Origin of the sequence: Dyella telluris (assembly GCF_014297575.1) — a bacterium.
GTDB classification, from domain to species: domain Bacteria; phylum Pseudomonadota; class Gammaproteobacteria; order Xanthomonadales; family Rhodanobacteraceae; genus Dyella; species Dyella telluris.
Genome location: NZ_CP060412.1, coordinates 850,913 through 865,797, shown reverse-complemented (window position 1 = coordinate 865,797; position 14,885 = coordinate 850,913). Strand labels below are relative to the sequence as shown.

Here is a 14,885-nt window from a genome sequence, read left to right as displayed (position 1 = left end):
GCAGGTCGGGCGGCGTGTGGCATCAGGACATCATACGCGGCATAGCGGTTTCTTGGCCGGGGCGGCACGGCGGCCGTACCGGTGAAGGTCAGGAAGGATGGACTTCCAGCAGCAGCCCCAGCTCGTTCATGGGGGCCTGCTCCTGTTCCAGGTCGGCCTCGCTGAGCGGGTGCTGGTCCAGCCAGGACGAGGGCACCGTCAGGCGCATGCGCTGGCTGGTGGCGGCCAGCTGCATCGGTGGCAGCGATTCGGCGCGACGCGCGCGACGGAACAGTACGGCCAGGCGGAGCAGGGCGGTGATGTAGCGGGCCAGCAGGCGATAGCGCTGCGGCAGCGCCAGGAAGGTGGCCTTGTCCGGCTTGCGCCGGTGTGACTCCACGATGGCTGCCAGCAGCTGCTGTTCCTGCCGCGAGAAGCCGGCCAGGTCGGCATGGCGCAGGATGTAGGCGCCGTGGTGATGGTGCTGGCTGTGGGCGATGGCCAGGCCGATTTCGTGCACGCGAGCCGACCAGGAGAGCCATTCGCGCGCCTCGGCGTCCAGCTTCCAGATGCGGGCGATCTGGTCGAAGAACATCAGCGCGGTCGATTCCACGCGACGTGCCTGGGCGCGATCCACGCCATAGCGGTTGGCCAGTGCGTCGATGCTGGCGGTGCGCGGATCGCTGCCGCCGGCACGACCAAGCAGATCCCACAGCAGGCCTTCGCGCATCGAGCTGGCGCACACGCGAAGGCGTTCGATGCCCAGCGCTTCGAAAGCGGCTTCGAAAATGGCCACGCCGCCGGCAATCACCGGTGCACGGTCTTCACCCAGGCCGGGGAGCTTCAGGGCATTGATCTGTCCCTGGGCCAGCAGCGCATCGCGCAGCGCTGCCAGCGACGCGGGCGTAATGCCATCGTCGGAAAGCTTCATGGCCTGCACCACCGAGCCGATGGCCTTGGCCGTGCCGGAGGAGCCGTAGGCCTCCATCCAGCCCGATTCGCGGTAGTCCTCGGAAAACTGTTGCAGCAGCACGCCGATTTCGTTGTTGGCGCGCTGCCAGCGCTTGCGGTTGAGCTTGCCGCCGGGGAAGAAGCGCAGCGTGGAGGCAATGCAGCCGGCCTGCACGCTTTCCGTGTGCATCGGCGCGAAACCGCGGCCGATGATGAACTCGGTACTGCCACCGCCCACGTCGATCACCAGGCGGCTTTCGCGCGAGGCGGGCAGGTCGTGCGAGGCGCCGAGGAAGATCAGTCGGCCTTCTTCGCGGCCGGAGACGATTTCCACCGGGTGGCCCAGCGCGGTTTCTGCGGCGGTGAGGAAGGTCTGTGGCGAGGCCAGTCGGCGCACGGTGTTGGTGGCCACGGCGCGCACGCGGATGGAGGGCACGCCGGCAATGCGCTGCCCGAAACGGGCCAGGCAGTTGAGCGCGCGGGCGCGATGCTCCGCATCCAGCGTGCCGTCGGCACGCAGGCCCGCGGCCATGCGCACGGTTTCGCGCAGGCGGTCGATCACGCGGGGTTCGCCGTGTTCTACGCGGGCCACCACCATGTGGTAGCTGTTGGAGCCCATGTCGACGGCAGCAATCAGTTCGCCGTCCTTGATCTGGATCTGATCGCCTTGGCTCATGCGGGGGCTCGTTCCGGGCTGCTAGACGTGGATTCTCTCACGCGAGGACGGGGGCGAGTAGCGCGGATTTGCAGCGTGGCTACACCACGCTGGGTATCAGTTTCGCCAGCAGCCACTGCTGCGCGCTGTGCGGTGGCTGTTCACCGGGCTCGGCGCGGGTGTAGTGGCCGCTGTCGTCCAGCAGCCAGGCTTCGGTGTTGTCGGCCAGGTAATTGGCCAGCGTTTCCTCGTAGACGCGCGCGGCAAGTGCCTCATCGAGGATGGGAAAGGCCACCTCGATACGGCGCTTCAGGTTGCGCTCCATCCAGTCCGCGCTGGCGCAGTACAGCTCGGGCGCGCCATCGTTGCCGAACCAGTAGACGCGGCTGTGCTCGAGGAAGCGCCCCACGATGGAGCGCACGCGGATGCGATCGGATACCCCGGGCACACCCGGGCGCAGCGTGCATGCGCCGCGCACGATCAGGTCGATCTCCACACCGGCCTGCGAGGCGCGGTACAGGGCCTGGATCACCTGCGCCTCGTTGAGCGCATTGAGCTTGGCGACGATGCGCGCAGGCCGGCCCGCTTCCGCGTGCGCGGTCTCGCGCTCGATCTTTTCCAGCACCCCGCGATAGAGGGTGAAGGGCGAATGCAACAGGTGTTTCAGCTCGATCACCGGGCCCAGGCCCGAGAGCTGCTGGAAGATCTTGTGCAGGTCCTCGCCCACGCCAGGGTTTGAGGTCATCAGGCCGATATCGGTGTAGCTGCGGCTGTTCGACTGGTGGTAGTTGCCGGTGGACAGATGCACGTAGCGGCGCAGCACCTCGTCTTCGCGGCGCACGATCAGCAGCATTTTGGCGTGTGTCTTGTAGCCGACCACGCCATAGACCACCTGTACGCCGGCTTCCTGCAGGCGGGTGGCCAGCCGGATGTTCGCCTCTTCGTCGAACCGCGCGCGCAGCTCGATCACCACCGTGACGTCCTTGCCGTTGCGGGCGGCTTCCACCAGCAGGTCCACCAATGGCGTGTCCACGCCGGCCCGGTAAAGCGTCTGCTTGATGGCAAGTACGGCCGGGTCCTGCGAGGCCTGGCGCAGCAGGTCGATCACCGCGGCAAAGGATTCGTAGGGGTGGTGCAGCAGCACGTCGCGCTGGCGCAGCACGTCGAATTTGCAGAGAGTGCCGTTGAAGGCTGCCGGTAGCTGCGGGATGAAACGGGGGAACTTCAGCTCCGGGCGATCCAGGCCGTCATAAATGGTGCCGGCGCGGATGATGTTCACCGGGCCGTCGCAGCGATAGACGTCCGTTTCTTCCAGCTCGAAGTTGGCGATCAGCATGGCGACGATGGCCTTGGGGCAATCGTTGCCGATCTCCAGCCGCACCGGGCGCGCGTAGCCGCGGCCGATCAGCTCTTCGCTGAGCGCACGGGCAAGGTTGTCCACTTCGGCTTCTTCCACCATTAGCTCGCTGTTGCGCGTGACGCGGAACTGGTACGAGCCGGCCACCTTGAAGCCGGGGAACATCAGGTCGACGAAGCCCTGCAGCAGCTCGGCCAGGAAGATGTAGTGATCACCGCCGTCGCACACCTCGTCCGGCAAGCGGATGATGCGTGGCAGCGAGCGCGGAGCACGCACCAGCGCCATGTGGCCTTCGCGCCCGAAAGCATCGCGGCCCTTCAGCACCACGGCCAGGTTCAGTGTCTTGTTGAGGATGCGCGGGAAGGGGTGCGCCGGGTCCAGTCCCAGCGGCGACAGCACGGGCAGCACTTCGTTTTCGAAATAGCCCTGCAGCCAGCGCTTCTGGAGCGGCGTCCAGTCGTCGCGCGTGAGGAAGTGGATGTTCTCGGCATCCAGAGCAGGGCGCAGTTCGTGCTGCCAGGTGTCGTACTGCTGGTCGACCAGGTCCAGCACGCGCTTGCGGATGCGCGTGAGCAAATCGCCGGACGACAGCCCGTCGGGTCCGGGTGCGGCGGAGCCGAACATGTGGTGGTGCTTGAGCATGGCTACGCGAACCTCGAAGAACTCGTCGAGGTTGTTCGCCACGATGCTCAGGAAGCGCAGGCGTTCCAGCAGCGGGATGCGCAGGTCGCGAGCCTGCGCCAGTACGCGGAAATTGAACTCGAGCGCCGCCAGCTCACGGCTGAGGTAGAGCTCGGGGGCGGCACGGTCGAGGACGGGCGATGGGGTGGCTGGCTTGCGACGCATCCATGCATTCTGGCCGATACCGCGATTTGTTACATGGTGCACTGCCGCGTACTGTGACGGTCGTTCAGGCTTCTTGCCGGAAGCACCCCGAAGGGCGCTTCAATCGTGCTCATTCGATGTCGGCGGTGCCGGGGGCGAGCAGGCGTTCATTGCTGAACCAGCAGGAGAACGTGGAGCCCTGGCCCGGCTCGCTCTGGATATCCAGGCGGGCCTGATGCAGGTTCAGCACGTGCTTGACGATGGACAGCCCCAGGCCCGTGCCGCCGCTTTCGCGCGAACGGCTGGACGATACGCGATAGAAGCGCTCGGTCAGGCGGGCAAGGTGGGTGGCCGGGATTCCGTAGCCGGTATCGGAGACGGAGTAGACCGCGCCTTCGGACGTGCGACGCCAGCGGATGGTGATGCGCCCGCCCGTGGGGGTGTAGCGCACGGCGTTGCTCACCAGGTTGGAGAACGCGCTGTGCAGGTCCTTCACCGAGCCGAGCAGGTCGGCTTCGGCGTTGCTCTCCACCGTGACCTGGTGGCGGCCCTGGCTCAGCGCTTCGGCCTCCTTGCGGATGGTGGCGAGCAGCGGCGTCATCTGCACGCGTTCGTCCTGCACGTGCTCCTGCGTTTCAAGACGCGACAGCGTGAGCAGGTCCTCGACGATCTGGCCCATGCGCTTGGACTGTGCACGCATCTCGTTGAGTACCGGTGCGAGTTCCGGCACGTCTTCCGGATCGATCAGTTCGAGGTAGCCGTGGATGACGGTGAGCGGCGTGCGCAACTCGTGCGATACGTTGGCCACGAAGTCACGGCGAATCTGTTCCAGCCGGGTGAGGTGGCTGATGTCGCGCGCCAATAGCAGGCGCTGGCGACGGCCGAACGGCAGCAGCGTCACGTTGATGTGGCGGTTCGGATGACCCGGCGCGGCCACGTCGTTGAGCGGCTCGCGCGCACCTTCCTTCAGCCACGTGGCGAGCTCGGTGGTGCTGAGGCGTTCGTCCAGGTGCGCGCCGCGATCCTGCGGGCGACGCAACCCGAGCAGGTCTTCGGCGGCATGGTTGAACCAGCGGACGTGCTGCTCGTTATCAAGCAGTACCACGGCATCCGGCAGGGTGCCGGCGGCGCTGCGAAGGTCGCGCAGACTGGAAGCGATGCGGCGGGAACGCGTCATGAAGCGGTCATACTTGAGAGTGGTCGGCGACGAATCCTGCGTCATCATGAACGTTGCTTGATGACGGATTCGGGTCAGTAGAAAGACGATTTCAACGACGGCGACCAGCGCAATACCGATGGCCGACAAGCCTCCCGCGAGCCAGCCGGCGAGCGCGCCCGCAAGCAGTCCGGCGACCAGTGCGGCCGGCAGCTTCCAGGAGCGGTCGAAGGTGTTTGGCATGGGAGATTCGCTTGAGTTGCCGGGCCAGCGGTGCGCCAGCATCGGCAAAAGCCTGCGTTCCCGCAATAGGAACTTGAAGTCCGGCCGGCATATCCCTCAGGAACGCCGGCCAGGCACTCAGACGCTGGCGGAGAAGCGGTAACCCGCGCCGCGCACCGTCTGCACCATGTCGTCCAGCTTCCACGGTTCGAGCGTCTTGCGCAGGCGACGGATATGGACGTCCACCGTGCGTTCCTCGACGTACACGCTGCCACCCCACACATGGTCGAGCAGTTGCGCGCGCGAGTACACGCGCTCGGGGTGCGTCATGAAGAAATACAGCAGGCGGTATTCCGTCGGCCCGATGGTCACCGGGTCTTCGCCTGCGAACACACGGTGCGCCGGGCCGTCGATGCGCAGGCCGCCGAGTTCCACCATGCCCGAGCCGTCGTCGCCCTGGCTGCGGCGAAGCACGGCCTTGATGCGGGCCACCAGCTCACGGGTGGAGAACGGCTTGACGACGTAGTCGTCCACGCCGGCTTCCAGGCCGTTCACGCGGTCCATCTCTTCGCCGCGGGCGGTGAGCATGATGATGGGTACTTCGCGGCTCAGCTCTTCCTTGCGCAGGCGGCGCGCAAGGTCGAGGCCGCTGGTGCCCGGCAGCATCCAGTCAAGCAGGATGAGGTCCGGGACCTGTTCGGCAATGGCCAGTTGGGCCGCGCGCGCGTCAGCGGCGTGGATGGCGTCCATGCCGGCCTTGCGCAGGGCGAAGGCGACCATGTCGCGGATCGATGCTTCGTCTTCGACAATCAGGATGCGCTTGTGCACGCGTATAAGTCCGCTGGGGGAGGGCTATGACGCAATTATTGCAACGGTCTAATGTTACGCGCAGATGACATTTCACGCCGTCACAACATGACGGCGTGCCGGCGGTCTCGTCGTAGGGCGAAATCAGCGCGCGTTATTGGTGCCGCTGAAGCACAGCCGACCCTGGCAGTTTTCCCGGTTCTGCAGCTGCTGGGTGCGGCCGTCCGGGTTGTCGTCGGTCTGGACGTGGCGCTTGCGCAGCTCCATCACCAGCGGGGTCAGGTCGTTGATGCGGGCCTGGATGCGGGCACGGGCGTAGTAGTCCAGGTCCGGGCGCTGCTGCAGCCGCTTGAGCTGTTCCATGGCATCGAACGGGCGGCCCGAGAGGTAGGAGGCGTCCGCATAGGCTTCGCCCGCGCGGATCGGGTCGCCGGCCTTGTCGGCGGCATGGGCGAAGGTGCGATAGAGCTCCGGCTCGTCGTTGTTGTCCAGCAGGGGCATCACCATCACCGCCGCCTGCTTGGCTTCGTCCTGCGTGCCGCCGTCGGTCAGGGCCTTGGCATAGCCCATGGCGATGGCGCGATTGCGCGGGGATTGCCCGTTGAGCTCGGCATACAGGGCCAGCGCTTCGGCGCGGTGACCTGCCTGCAGCTTGGCATCGGCCATGGCCAGGCGGACGATCTGGCTGTCCGGGTGCGCCGTGAGCATGGGCTGCAGTTCGTCGATGGCCTTGGCGCCGCGATTGCTGCGGGTCAGCGCCAGTGCGTAGCCATAGCGGTTGGAGGGCGTATCGAAGCCGTGTTCGGTTTGCAGATTGTTGGCGTAGTAGGTAGCCAGCTGGCCCGCGTCGCCGGACAGTACGCGCACCCGTTCGCGCATCAACAGGTAGGTATCCAGCCCACCCTTGCCATCGCGCGATGCGATGGAGGTGGCGTCCTTCACGAAGGCGATGGGCGCGGTGCTTTTTTCCCACTGAGCCTTGTCCAGTGTGGAACCATCCGGCCGCTGCTTCTGCCGCGCTATCAGCGTGCCGGCGCGGGCCTTGGCATCGCTGATGCGGTCCAGGGTGACCGGGTGGTCCTGCAGGAACGATGGCACGTCGCCGATATCGCCGCCGGAACCCACGCGCAGGGTGTCTTCCATGCGGCCGAAGAACGAGGCCATGGCATTGGGGTCGAAACCGGCATTGGCCAGCGTCTGGATGCCGGCCCGGTCGGCCTCGATCTCGTCCTTGCGGGTGAAGTTGATCTGGCGCTGCATCAGCAGGCCCTGGCCGCCGGCCAGGATGGCGCCCGCCGCATCACCCGCACCCGCCCCCGCGCCGGCCAGGATCGCGCCGAGCAGGACCAGCGCCATCAGTGGCGTGTCCTTCTTGGAGGCCTCGAAGGCGCGCTGCAGGTGGTTCTGCGTGATGTGCCCGATTTCGTGGGCGATCACGCCGGCCAGTTCGCTCTCGTTGTTGGTGATGATGATCAGGCCGGAGTTCACCGCGATATAGCCGCCGGGGGCGGCGAAGGCGTTGATCACGTTTTCACGGACGATGAAGAACGAGAAGTGGTCCTTGGGCTTCTCGCTGCCCGACACCAGGCGATAGCCGAGGTCGTTGATGTAGTCGTCCAGCATGGGGTCGTCCAGCACCATGTCCAGCGCGCGCATCTGGCGCAGCATGGCGGCGCCGTAGTCCTGGGCTTCCTGGGGCGAGATCAGGGCGTTGGCGGAGCTGCCCAGGTCAGGCAGGCGCACGTCCTTGTCCTGCGCTGCCGCACCGAAGGTGAGACCGGCGCAGACCAGCGCCGTCAGCAGGCGGGTGGGGGTGAAACGACTCATGGGCTTCCTGCCGGCAGACGTTGCTTTGGTCATGTGATTCGCTTTCGTGGGTCCACCCGGGCGGGCGGCCCCCGGCCGCCATCGCGGGAAACGATCTGTCCCGGAGCGGGGCGTGGAACCGGATGCCCAGGTCAGCGACAATACCATTACTGACACCGGCTTACGGTGTCGGTTCACCCGTCTTCACCGTTGTTTACACCCGCGGCGGCCCCCATGTAGGGATCGCGTAGGGTTTCCCGTTTTTCGGAGTGTGTCGTGCCCAAGATTGAGGTCTATTCCACTGCGGTGTGTCCGTACTGCGTTTCCGCCAAGAACCTGCTCAAGTCCAAGGGGCTGGAGTGGAACGAGGTGCGCATCGATACCGACCCGTCGCAGCGTGAGCTGATGCTGGCCCGTAGCGGCGGTCGTCGCACCGTGCCGCAGATTTTCATCAACGACCATCACGTGGGCGGTTTCGACGACCTGGTCGCCGCCGATCGCAGCGGCAAGCTGGCCGAACTGCTGGAGACCAACGCATGAGCGACACCAAGGATCAGGGCAGCAAGGACCGCATCGCCGAGTTCACCGCCTTCCGCCAGCGCATGAACGAACGCATCCTTTCGGAGGACAACCAGGTCGTCCGCCGCTTTTTCGCGCTCGATACGCAGACCTACAAGCCCGGCGCCCTGGACGTGAAGACCAAGGAGCTGCTCGGTCTGGTGGCCTCCATGGTGCTGCGCTGCGACGACTGCATCAGCTACCACGTGGCCCAGTGCAAGGAAGCGGGCGTCACGCGCGAAGAATTTTTCGAAACCTTCAGCGTCGGCCTGGTGGTGGGCGGTTCCATCGTGATTCCGCACCTGCGCCGCGCGGTCGATTTCCTCGACCAGCTGGAGTCGGGCGAGGGCGCCACGCCCGAGGCGGACCACGCCAGCCACGTCTGAACCCGGGCAACGGGGCGGTACTCCTTGCCGTCCCGTTGACGCGTGCGAGTTTATTCAATGCTGCATGCGAGGATTTGCAACGCCGGTCCGGCCTTCTGCTATGGCCGCGTTGCAGCTCATCGGGGATAATTGACGGGATTTATAACCCTGTCGTTCCCCACCTCAGGGTTGCTCGATTCTTATCCCCAAGGAGTGTCCCCATGAGCAAGACCATTGCCGTGATTCCGGGCGACGGTATCGGCCCCGAGATCATGAACGCCACCGTGCGCGTGCTCGATGCCCTGGACTGTGGCCTGTCCTACGAATTCGTCGATGCCGGCATGGTCGCGCTGGAAAAGAGCGGTGACCTGCTGCCGCAGCCCACGCTCGACGCCATCGCCAAGCACAAGGTGGCCCTGAAGGGCCCGCTGACCACTCCGGTGGGCGGCGGCTTCACCTCGATCAACGTCACCCTGCGTCGCCACTTCGACCTGTACGCCAACGTGCGTCCGGCGATCAGCTTCCCGGGCACCAAGGCGCGCTTCGAGAACATCGACATCATCACGGTGCGCGAGAACACCGAAGGTGCCTACCTGTCCGAAGGACAGTCGGTGTCGGAAGACGGCGAAACCGCCATCTCGATGGTGCGCAACACCCGCAAGGGCTCCAGCCGCATCGTGCGCTACGCCTTCGAACTGGCCGTGAAGAAGGGCCGCAAGAAGGTGACGGCCGTGCACAAGGCCAACATCATCAAGACCGCGTCGGGCCTGTTCCTCAATGTGGCGCGCGAAATCGCCAAGGAATACCCGCAGATCGAGTTCAACGAGATGATCGTTGACAACGCCTGCATGCAGCTGGTGATGAAGCCGGAGCAGTTCGACGTCATCGTCACCACCAACCTGTTCGGCGACATCCTGTCCGACCTGTGCGCCGGTCTCGTCGGCGGCCTGGGTCTGGCCCCGGGCGACAACATTGGTACCGAGGCGGCCATTTTCGAAGCCGTGCACGGTTCGGCACCGGACATCGCCGGCAAGGGCATCGCCAACCCGTGCGCGCTGCTGCTCGCCGCGGCCGACATGCTCGATCACCTGGGCATGGTCGACAAGGGCGACAAGGTTCGCCAGGCCATCCGCGACGTGATGACCAACGACCGCGACAGCGTTACGCCGGATATCGGTGGCAAGGGCACCACGTCCAGCTTTGGCGACGCCATCGTCAAGCGCGTCAAGGCCTGAGCGTAGCAAGACCCCGAAAGCCCCTCTCTGCGAGAGGGGCTTTTTTTTTGCACGTGGCTGGCCGCCCCAAAAAAGCGCGGTGCCTGATCGCCGCGGTCAGGCGGCCTGCTGGGCCGCCGGCTTGTAGCTGCCGGCCGGCGTCTGGAACGCCACGTTGATGCGGTTCCAGGTGTTGATCAGGCCAATCGTCACCGTAAGGCTGACCAGTTCTTCCTCGCTGAAGGAAGCGCGGGCGCGGTCGTAGATCTCATCGGACACGCCGTGCTCGCCCAGTCGGGTGACGGCTTCGGTCCAGCCCAGCGCGGCGCTTTCGCGCTCGCTGTAGATGGACGGCGCTTCGCGCCAGCCTGGCAGCATGTACAGGCGCTGCTCGGTTTCGCCGCCGGCACGCGCATCCTTGCTGTGCATGTCCATGCAGTACGCACAGCCGTTGAGCTGCGAGGCGCGCATCAGCACGAGTTCGATCAGCGGACGCTCGAGCCCGCACTGGTGCATGGCCTGGCTGAAGTCGAACAGCGGCTTGATGGCCTTGGGGGACTTCATGAAAGAGAGGCGCTTGGACATGACGGTTCCTTGAGTGCCGGCCACAGTGGCCGTTTCAGTACAAGGACGTGCCAGCCTGCGGATTCGTGACAGCTTCCAGCCGGGCGAGTTTTTCCGGGTTGCGCAGCGAGTGGATGCTGGTGATGCGCTCGCCGTCGGTTTCGATCCACGCCACGGTGGCCAGCCTGGTATCCACCCAGGTAAGCAGGGCGGGGGCACCGTTGATCCACAGGATGCGATGCACGATGGGCCACTGGCGGTAGCGCTGGGCGATGATGCCGTAGAGGCGCACCAGTCGCTCGCCGCCGTGCAGCGGCCGCAGCGTGGCCGTGGCCTTGCCACCGCCATCGGCAAGATGGACGGCGTCTTCCGCGAACAGTGCCTGCAGCGAATCGACGCTGGCGCTTTCCAGCGCGTCGCGGAATTTCTCCAGCAAACGGCGCTGCGCATCCGGGGAGTGGGTGAAGCGTGGCCGGCCTTCACGCAGGCGTTGGCGCGCACGGTGCACGCGCTGGCGGCAGGCGTCCTCCGCAATCTGCAGCATGGCCGCCGTTTCGGCGTGGCTGTAATCGAACACCTGGACCAGCAGGAACGCGGCGCGTTCTTCCGGGCTCAGGCGTTCGAGCAGGGCGAGAAAGGAAAGGCTGAGGCTTTCGACGCGCTCCAGCTCGGCTTCGGGCTGTTCCGCCTCTTCCACCAGCGGCTCGGGCAGCCACGGACCGGTGTAGTGCTGGCGTTCGGTCTTTGCTCGTCGCAGGCGGTCAAGCGAAAGGCGCGTAGTGACCGTGACCAGCCAGGCCTCAGCGTCGTCCAGCGTGTCCGTGTCCTGCTGGTGCCAGCGCAGCCAGGCGTCATGCAGCACGTCTTCCGCATCGGCCTGGGTACCGAGCATGCGATAGGCCAGGCCCAGCAGGCGCGGGCGGTGTTGCTGGAAGGTGGCGGTGGCGCGGTCCATGGCGTACTCCTGTGGGACGGATACTTCATGGACGCGCGAGCGTCATGGTTCGTGACAGCTCAGCGGAAGAACGGCCAGGGCGCCAGGAAGATGATCCAGATCAGCACCAGCATGCCGGCGTATTTCACCGCGCGGAACAGCTTGGGGTGCTTCTTCTTGAACACGCGGTTGCGCTCGCGGCTGCGCTGGTTCAGGGCGAACACGCGATTGACGAAACCGGTCTTCTCTTCCGGCGATTCGGTGTTGGGCGACGCGGTGATCTTGCCCATGAAGGCGCCGACGCGATGGTTGATCGCGTTCATGAAACCCGTGCGCAGCGGACGCTCCACGTCGGCGAACAGGATCACGCGGGTCTGGTCGGTGCGGTTCTCCGCCCAGTGCACGTAGGTTTCGTCGAACACCACGTCCTTGCCGTCGCCCCAGCTGTGGATCTCGCCATCGACAAAGATGCGGCAGTCTTCCGAATTGGGAGTGATCAGGCCGAGGTGGTAGCGCAGCGAACCGGCGAACGGATCGCGGTGCGGATTGAGCTTGCTGCCCGGCGGCAGCAGGGCAAACATCGCCGCTTTCACGCTGGGGATGGAGTTGAGCAAGGCCACCGTCTTGGGGCACAGCGTTTCGGCGGAGGCCAGTGGTTCGCCGTACCACTTCAGGTAAAAGCGCTTCCAGCCCTGCTTGAAGAAACTGTTGAAGCTGGCGTCGTTGTTCTTCTCCGCCGCACGGATGTAGCCCTCGTCGAACAGGTGCAGCGCTTCTTCGCGGATGGCCTGCCAGTTGGCCTGCAGCAGGTCCAGCTGAGGAAAGCCGCGGCGGTCCAGAATGGGCCGGGCCGGCACGGCGGAGAACGCGTACATCAGCAAGTTGTACGGGGCGAATACCGCCGAGTGATCCACCAGCTGGCGGTCGAAGCGCAGCCGGGTGCGTCCACGCAGATGCACCAGCAGCACGCACAGCACGAACAGCGCGAGAAGGATGAACAGCACGAGGCGCGGGGCGAGGATCATGGACAAAAGCGTGACGGCGGCGGAAACCGCCATTCTACCCCCTGAACGAGCCGGCGCCCGGGCGCCGGTTCAGCCGGCGTGCGGATTTGTCACGTCAATGGCCGAGCACGTGAACCGCGCCGCCGCCAGGGCGATAGCTGCGTTCCAGTGCGCGCTGCACGTAGGCCACCGCACGCCGGACCGCTGAGCGCGGCGCCTGTCCCTTGGCGAGTTCTGCAGCGATGGCCGAGGCCAGTGTGCAGCCCGTGCCATGGCCCTCGATGGGCAGGCGACGGTGGCGCAGCTCCATCACGCCGCGTTCGTCGTACAGGCGATCCACCACCTGGCGTTCGTCGGAATGGCCGCCCTTGAGCAGCACCGCCTTCGCGCCCAGGGCGAGCAAGGCTTCGCCAGCGCGGTCGAAATCCTTCGCCTTGCGCAGCTTGCGGCCGAGCAGGGCCTCGGCCTCCGGCAGGTTGGGCGTGAGTACGTCGGCCAGCGGAATCAGTTCTTCCACCATGGCCTGTACCGCGTCTTCGTCGAGCAGCCGTGCGCCACTGGTGGAAATCATCACGGGGTCCACCACCAGCCAGGACGGCTGGCGCGTGCGCATTTCTTTGGCCACCAGCTTCGTCACCGCTGCACTGCCGAGCATGCCGGTCTTCACCGCGCCGATGGGGAAATCGTCGAAAACGGCATCGAGCTGGCTGCGGATGTGTTTCAGCGGCACCGTATGCACCGCCGTGACCCCGCGCGTGTTCTGCGAGGTGAGTGCCGCGATCACGGACAGGCCATGCACGCCACGCGCATGAAAGGTCTTCAGGTCGGCCTGGATGCCGGCGCCGCCGCCGGAATCGGAGCCGGCGATGGTGAGGGCGATGGGAGGGGATGCATGGGGCATGACGGCGTCCGTCGGTCACGATGGCCGCCATTATCCCTGTTCGAGGGGCTTGCGGCGTTCCGGCACGGGCCGGAACGCCGCCAGTGATCGTTACAACGCTTCCGACGCGAAATCCGCCAGTCGCGAGCGCTCGCCACGACGCAGCGTGATGTGCGCCGAGTGTTCCCAGTGCTTGAAGCGGTCGACCGCGTAGGTCAGGCCGGACGTGGTTTCGGTGAGGTAGGGCGTGTCGATCTGTTCCACGTTGCCCAGGCAGACGATCTTGGTACCCGGTCCCGCGCGGGTGATCAGTGTCTTCATCTGCTTGGGCGTGAGGTTCTGCGCCTCGTCGATGATCAGGTAACGCGAAAGGAACGTGCGACCACGCATGAAGTTCAGCGAGCGGATCTTGATGCGCGAGGCCAGCAGGTCATTGGTGGCCTGTCGGCCCCAGCTGCCGCCTTCCTCCGGGTTGGCGAGCACTTCGAGGTTGTCGGTGAGGGCGCCCATCCACGGCGTCATCTTTTCCTCTTCGGTGCCGGGCAGGAAGCCGATGTCCTCGCCCACCGATACCGTGGCGCGCGTCATGATGATTTCGCGATAACGCTGCTGGTCCATCACCTGCGCCAGGCCGGCAGCGAGCGCCAGCAGGGTCTTGCCGGTACCCGCCGTACCGAGCAGGGTGACGAAATCCACGTCCGGATCCATCAGCACGTTGAGCGCGAAATTCTGTTCGCGGTTGCGCGCGGCAATGCCCCAGACAGCGTGGTTGGAGTGACTGTGGTCGTCCAGCAGCACCAGCGTGGCCTTGGTGTCGTCCACGTGCAGCACGCGCAGCTCCACGCTGTTGTCGCCGGGCAGGTACAGGCACTGGTTGGCGTACCAGTCTTCGTCATCGCGACGGTCGAGCTTGTAGAAAGTACGGCCGCGCTCGTTCCACGACTGCACTTCTGGGTGCTTGTCCCAGAAGTCTTCCGGCAGCGCCGTGGAGCCGGTGTAGAGCAGGGTGAAATCGTCGAGGGCGCGATCGTTTTCGTAGTCTTCCGCGTGGATGCCGTAGATCTTGGCCTTGATGCGGAGGTTGATGTCCTTGGTGACCAGGATGACCGACTGGTCGGGGTTCTCGTCACGCAGCTCGATCACGGCCGACAGAATCAGGTTGTCCGCCTTGCCGTGGCCGTTGCTGGTGCGCTGCTGGAAATACAGGCGACCCACTCCCGCGCCGCGCTTGAGGTTCACGCCTTGCGGGTTGGCCAGTTCGAGCCCGTTGCTGATGCCGTGGCCGTTGCCGCGTTCGATCAGTTCATTGAGGAAACGGCTGACCTGGCGGCCGTTGCGCGAGACTTCCGAGGCGCCTTTCTTCTTCTCGTCCAGTTCCTCCAACACCGTCATCGGGATGAAGACATCGTGCTCTTCGAAGCGGAACAGCGACGTCGGATCGTGCAGCAACACGTTGGTGTCGAGAGCGTAGATGCGCTTGCTTCCGGTCATACGGAAGAAACCTCTTGAGCGTGCGAGGTGGATGAACCGCGGCATGCGGCATGCCGCGGGGACCCGGCCAATCCGGCCGGTTTGCCCTGTGCACCGGTGGATGCCCGTCCCCGGGGA

General features: G+C 65.5%; 13 protein-coding genes. 3 read left to right on the top strand and 10 right to left on the bottom strand.

Annotated elements, in window-relative coordinates; translation table 11 throughout:
• Window positions 1–88 precede the first annotated feature (88 nt).
• The 5 genes from H8F01_RS03985 to H8F01_RS03965 all read right to left on the bottom strand — a co-directional run bounded on the left by H8F01_RS03985 (window position 89) and on the right by H8F01_RS03965 (window position 7,779).
• Window positions 89–1,606, bottom strand: coding sequence for a Ppx/GppA phosphatase family protein (locus tag H8F01_RS03985; protein WP_187057776.1), 1,518 nt, complete (start codon window positions 1,604–1,606; stop codon window positions 89–91).
• A gap of 79 nt (window positions 1,607–1,685) precedes the next feature.
• Window positions 1,686–3,788, bottom strand: coding sequence for a polyphosphate kinase 1 (ppk1, locus tag H8F01_RS03980; protein ID WP_187057775.1), 2,103 nt, complete (start codon window positions 3,786–3,788; stop codon window positions 1,686–1,688).
• A 109-nt stretch (window positions 3,789–3,897) separates the two neighbouring features.
• Entirely contained in the window at window positions 3,898–5,166 is a 1,269-nt protein-coding gene (phoR, locus tag H8F01_RS03975; protein ID WP_187057774.1) for a phosphate regulon sensor histidine kinase PhoR, read from the bottom strand.
• Between the two features lie 117 nt (window positions 5,167–5,283).
• Complete coding sequence (phoB, locus tag H8F01_RS03970; RefSeq protein ID WP_187057773.1) at window positions 5,284–5,973, bottom strand: phosphate regulon transcriptional regulator PhoB; 690 nt, start codon at window positions 5,971–5,973, stop codon at window positions 5,284–5,286.
• Window positions 5,974–6,096: 123 nt separating this feature from the next.
• Window positions 6,097–7,779 carry a M48 family metalloprotease gene (locus H8F01_RS03965; RefSeq protein ID WP_187057772.1) on the bottom strand — a complete coding sequence of 561 codons (1,683 nt, stop codon included), beginning with the start codon at window positions 7,777–7,779 and terminating at the stop codon, window positions 6,097–6,099.
• Between the two features lie 255 nt (window positions 7,780–8,034).
• Here H8F01_RS03965 and grxC point away from each other — a divergent pair, with 255 nt between their 5' ends.
• The 3 genes from grxC to H8F01_RS03950 all read left to right on the top strand — a co-directional run bounded on the left by grxC (window position 8,035) and on the right by H8F01_RS03950 (window position 9,916).
• Window positions 8,035–8,298, top strand: a complete 264-nt coding sequence (gene grxC / locus H8F01_RS03960; RefSeq protein ID WP_187057771.1) for a glutaredoxin 3 — start codon at window positions 8,035–8,037, stop codon at window positions 8,296–8,298.
• The gene (locus H8F01_RS03955) at window positions 8,295–8,702 is read left to right on the top strand and encodes a carboxymuconolactone decarboxylase family protein (RefSeq protein WP_187057770.1); all 408 of its coding nucleotides are present in this window, start codon (window positions 8,295–8,297) and stop codon (window positions 8,700–8,702) included. Before grxC ends, H8F01_RS03955 begins: the two co-directional genes overlap by 4 nt.
• Before the next feature lie 200 nt (window positions 8,703–8,902).
• Entirely contained in the window at window positions 8,903–9,916 is a 1,014-nt protein-coding gene (locus tag H8F01_RS03950) for an isocitrate dehydrogenase (RefSeq protein WP_187057769.1), read from the top strand.
• 96 nt (window positions 9,917–10,012) lie between these two features.
• On the opposite strand, the gene H8F01_RS03945 is transcribed toward H8F01_RS03950, so the two are convergent.
• The 5 genes from H8F01_RS03945 to H8F01_RS03925 form a co-directional block, all read right to left on the bottom strand.
• Window positions 10,013–10,480 (bottom strand): carboxymuconolactone decarboxylase family protein, encoded by a 468-nt coding sequence (locus H8F01_RS03945; protein ID WP_187057768.1) that lies wholly within the window; start codon window positions 10,478–10,480, stop codon window positions 10,013–10,015.
• Between the two features lie 34 nt (window positions 10,481–10,514).
• A complete protein-coding gene (gene sigJ, locus H8F01_RS03940; protein WP_187057767.1) occupies window positions 10,515–11,414 on the bottom strand; it encodes an RNA polymerase sigma factor SigJ in 900 nt (299 codons plus the stop codon).
• Window positions 11,415–11,473: 59 nt separating this feature from the next.
• Window positions 11,474–12,418 (bottom strand): aspartyl/asparaginyl beta-hydroxylase domain-containing protein, encoded by a 945-nt coding sequence (locus tag H8F01_RS03935; RefSeq protein ID WP_187059140.1) that lies wholly within the window; start codon window positions 12,416–12,418, stop codon window positions 11,474–11,476.
• Between the two features lie 94 nt (window positions 12,419–12,512).
• Window positions 12,513–13,298, bottom strand: coding sequence for a bifunctional hydroxymethylpyrimidine kinase/phosphomethylpyrimidine kinase (gene thiD / locus H8F01_RS03930; RefSeq protein WP_187057766.1), 786 nt, complete (start codon window positions 13,296–13,298; stop codon window positions 12,513–12,515).
• A gap of 90 nt (window positions 13,299–13,388) precedes the next feature.
• Window positions 13,389–14,768: a PhoH family protein gene (locus H8F01_RS03925; RefSeq protein WP_187057765.1), complete on the bottom strand. Its 1,380-nt coding sequence runs from the start codon at window positions 14,766–14,768 to the stop codon at window positions 13,389–13,391.
• Between the last annotated feature and the right edge of the window lie 117 nt (window positions 14,769–14,885).

Bases quoted from the DNA above. Each gene is read 5' to 3' on its own strand.
- H8F01_RS03985 (WP_187057776.1), bottom strand. From the start codon at position 1,606: ATGAGCCAAGGCGATCAGATCCAGATCAAGGACGGCGAACTGATTGCT.
- ppk1 (WP_187057775.1), bottom strand. From the start codon at position 3,788: ATGCGTCGCAAGCCAGCCACCCCATCGCCCGTCCTCGACCGTGCCGCC.
- phoR (WP_187057774.1), bottom strand. From the start codon at position 5,166: ATGCCAAACACCTTCGACCGCTCCTGGAAGCTGCCGGCCGCACTGGTC.
- H8F01_RS03965 (WP_187057772.1), bottom strand. From the start codon at position 7,779: ATGAGTCGTTTCACCCCCACCCGCCTGCTGACGGCGCTGGTCTGCGCC.
- H8F01_RS03955 (WP_187057770.1), top strand. From the start codon at position 8,295: ATGAGCGACACCAAGGATCAGGGCAGCAAGGACCGCATCGCCGAGTTC.
- H8F01_RS03950 (WP_187057769.1), top strand. From the start codon at position 8,903: ATGAGCAAGACCATTGCCGTGATTCCGGGCGACGGTATCGGCCCCGAG.
- H8F01_RS03945 (WP_187057768.1), bottom strand. From the start codon at position 10,480: ATGTCCAAGCGCCTCTCTTTCATGAAGTCCCCCAAGGCCATCAAGCCG.
- sigJ (WP_187057767.1), bottom strand. From the start codon at position 11,414: ATGGACCGCGCCACCGCCACCTTCCAGCAACACCGCCCGCGCCTGCTG.
- H8F01_RS03935 (WP_187059140.1), bottom strand. From the start codon at position 12,418: ATGATCCTCGCCCCGCGCCTCGTGCTGTTCATCCTTCTCGCGCTGTTC.
- thiD (WP_187057766.1), bottom strand. From the start codon at position 13,298: ATGCCCCATGCATCCCCTCCCATCGCCCTCACCATCGCCGGCTCCGAT.
- H8F01_RS03925 (WP_187057765.1), bottom strand. From the start codon at position 14,768: ATGACCGGAAGCAAGCGCATCTACGCTCTCGACACCAACGTGTTGCTG.